This is a genomic window from Mycobacterium sp. (assembly GCF_008709575.1).
Classification (GTDB): Bacteria; Actinomycetota; Actinomycetes; order Mycobacteriales; family Mycobacteriaceae; genus Mycobacterium.
In genome coordinates this window covers 1-998 of record NZ_VYIK01000202.1, presented here as the reverse complement: position 1 = coordinate 998, position 998 = coordinate 1, and the positions used below count along the sequence as shown (strand labels likewise).

The 998-nt window shown below is 61.9% G+C and carries 2 protein-coding genes; both read left to right on the top strand.

Features of this window, described 5'->3' with window-relative positions; translation table 11 throughout:
• Positions 1-457 precede the first annotated feature (457 nt).
• Positions 458-745: a transposase gene (locus tag F6Q13_RS17875; protein WP_293059416.1), complete on the top strand. Its 288-nt coding sequence runs from the start codon at positions 458-460 to the stop codon at positions 743-745.
• Positions 742-998: ribbon-helix-helix protein, CopG family (locus F6Q13_RS17870; RefSeq protein WP_293059414.1), on the top strand; the 257-nt coding region annotated here is incomplete at its 3' end. The genes F6Q13_RS17875 and F6Q13_RS17870, both read left to right, overlap by 4 nt.

The window sequence follows — 998 nt, the reverse complement described above, 5'->3', positions numbered from 1 at the left end:
TCCTCAAAAAGGCCCGCCGCGAGATCTACACATTGCTCGCCGAAGCCGACTGACGGTGATCGAGCCCCGGGCGAATCCGGCGGCGCTGATTGGCTGCGTGCAGCAGAGCGATTCTCAGTAAGGTCAGATTTGTTTGTCGTACCAGGGAATTCGCTGGTCATGCTGGGTGCACGAGGACGGAGGCGTCCGAGGGGTACTCAGGCGTCGTTAATCTACCCGCTGGTCAAACGCTCGGTTTGCGCGCTCGTTGACACAATGATGAACGCGGTCGTGTCGGCCGGTCGAGTCGACCAGGCCCTGCGGTGGGACCCGAGTCCTAATCCGTGTCGGATGAGTGGGCAAGGCCTGCTGCCTAGCACCTCCTAAACTTTTCGCCTTTCCTGGTGGCAAACCGCAGTCCTGGTCGGCACCGCAGGAAAGCGTAGCAAATGCCATACATATGTAATACGCTGAGTCGGTGACCGAGTTGCAGTGGCCGAGCGACGCGGTAACCCACATGTGGGACAAGCACCGCACCACAGTTGAGATGGCAACCGAGGCCGTCAACGATCCCGACGTGGTGGCGTTTATCCCCGACCCCAAAAGCCGATCCGGCAAAAGTAGCCGGTTCATTGGCTTCTCGCCCACCGCAGACCGGGTGCTCGTCGTCATCGTCGTTGGCCACGAGGACCGGCAATACGGCGCGAACTGTTGGCCAGCCAACCTCACCGACCAGCGCACATACCTGGAAAGGAACGACCAGTGAACAACGAGCTCAAAAACCTACTCAGCGAGGCGCGCGAGCTGGAAGCCGTCGACAGCTCTGAATACACGACCGCATCGGCCACCCACCCCAACCGCGAAAAGGCCCAAACCCTCACCGTGCGCCTCACCGACGATGAGATGACCCGGCTACGCGCCGCTGCCGCAGAACGCGGCCTACCGGTATCGGCCGTGGTGCGCACAGCCATCGCCCACGAACTGGCGCCACCGCGCGACGACGAGGCCCGGGCACTTAT